The organism is Sutterella wadsworthensis, from assembly GCF_003315195.1.
GTDB lineage: Bacteria > Pseudomonadota > Gammaproteobacteria > Burkholderiales > Burkholderiaceae_F > Sutterella > Sutterella wadsworthensis.
In genome coordinates this window covers 1-1,866 of sequence record NZ_QNRV01000066.1, presented here as the reverse complement: position 1 = coordinate 1,866, position 1,866 = coordinate 1, and the positions used below count along the sequence as shown (strand labels likewise).

The following is a 1,866-nucleotide window of genomic DNA, read 5'->3' as shown; positions in this document are numbered from 1 at the left end:
AAAAATAGGCCACGGGCTTTCGTTTTTGTGTTAACATACTCTATAACTATAATGTGCAGAGCATAAAGATGGAAAATTCTCCAAAAAGCGGCTTCCCCTGGAACTTTACGACGGTCCTTACAAAGGACGGTTATCGATATGTAAAGGCCTACCGAATGAAGTGGGATCCGGTTCTCAAGAAATCCAAGCGCTGTCTGCAGCGCCATGTCGGCCGCTTGTTTGAAGACGGCCGTATCAAGATTTCGCCGAAATTTTCAGCGGACTTTCCCGAATACGCCGGCGATGATTGGTTCTGGGGAATTGACAAAAAGCCCGTGCCCGAAGCTCAATACCGTCAGGACTTCCCGGAAACTCCCGGCCCTGCTCCTGAGGACGAAGCGGCCTGCCAACAGCAGGAGACCCTGGATGTCGGCCTGACGTGGGCGGCTGTTACGTTGGCGGAAAAGAACGGCATCCGTGCACACCTTCACGAGGTTTTCGGGAAGGAAATGGGAGAAGAGCTGCTCTATTTGGCAATCTTCAAGCTCGCCGGCGGCGGATCCATGATGACATACGATTTGTGGCGTCAGAAAGTTTGGCTGCCTAAATGCAAACGGCTGACCGGACAGAGCATTTCAGAAATTCTGGCTGCTGTTGACGGTGAAAAAGTCGTTAAGTATTTTCGCCTTCGTCACAACCGGCAGGACGCTGTTTGGGAGGAGATCTACAAGCGGAATCCGGCGCTTCGAGGCCGCCCTATCGAATACGCTCTGGACAATACGTCGATCTCAACCTATTCAGACACCATCGCTGAGGCACAGTTCGGTCATGCGAAGCGTGATCCCGACTTGAAGCAAATCAATTACACGGTGATTTGCGACCAGTGTTCGGGCGATATTGTCTTTGCGCACATGTATGAAGGCGCTGTCAATGACGTCACTGCACTCTCCGATATTCTTCATGCTATGACGAATGCCGGCTTTGATCTCGATAAAAATATTCTCGTTACCGATCGAGGATATTCGAGTTTGGAGAATATCCAGAAAATGATCAATCTGGATCTTAAATATCTTCAAGGCGTCAGATTTGTCGAAGATTCATTGAAGCAAAACTTCGAGAGACATAAAGAATCTTTGCGAAAGAATGCTTTTTTCAGCAGCAAAGAGAAGGCTTACGCATTCACTCTGAAAGAGCCGTGGTCTCAGAACACGGACTACGGGCGCCTCAAGCTGGACACGTACGTTCACCTGTTCCGTCTTGTTAACCGCGAAGACGAGACGGCCGTATTCCTCAGCGAGAAAGCGGATGAAATTATTCGTTTGAAAAACGAAAACAAGTCTATTCCACAGGATCTTTGGAACAACTACAGGCGATTTGTTGATTCAATTAAAGATTCAAACGGGAATAGTAAATGGGTTCGAAAATCAAGCAAAATCGATGAGGCGGTCGAAACGGCGGGGTATTTTGCTCTTAGAAGCAACAGCATTTCCGATGCGTTTGAAGCGCTTTCCGTTTATCGGCAGCGCGGGATGGTTGAGCAGGATTTCAATCAACTGAAAAATTGGCTCGATTGTGATCGTCTGCGTGTCGGCGCCGTTTCGGTACAAGGGAAGCTTCTGGTGAGCACGATCGGAACCGCCTTGCGGATGATGATGCTCAACAGTGCAAAACAGATGGAAGACCGCAAGGCAAAGCTGGTCATCCCTGGGAATTCCATGGACCGGCTGTTGGCCGAACTGACGCTTGTGCGGGCTCATAAACGAAACAACGCCAACGCTTGGATCAGGAACAGTATTCCTGCCTCGCGTCGGCGCTGTTTTGAATTGCTCCAGCTTTCTGAACCACCGCGGCGATTCGAAATGTAGAGCAGGTAACCCGTAGTTCAGG

Annotated in this window: 1 protein-coding gene; it reads left to right on the top strand. The window is 49.5% G+C overall.

Annotated elements, in window-relative coordinates:
* Positions 1-68 precede the first annotated feature (68 nt).
* Positions 69-1,844 carry an IS1634 family transposase gene (locus DES29_RS12270; protein ID WP_236578858.1) on the top strand — a complete coding sequence of 592 codons (1,776 nt, stop codon included), beginning with the start codon at positions 69-71 and terminating at the stop codon, positions 1,842-1,844.
* The last annotated feature ends 22 nt before the right edge of the window (positions 1,845-1,866 follow it).

Bases quoted from the DNA above. Each gene is read 5' to 3' on its own strand.
- DES29_RS12270 (WP_236578858.1), top strand. From the start codon at position 69: ATGGAAAATTCTCCAAAAAGCGGCTTCCCCTGGAACTTTACGACGGTC.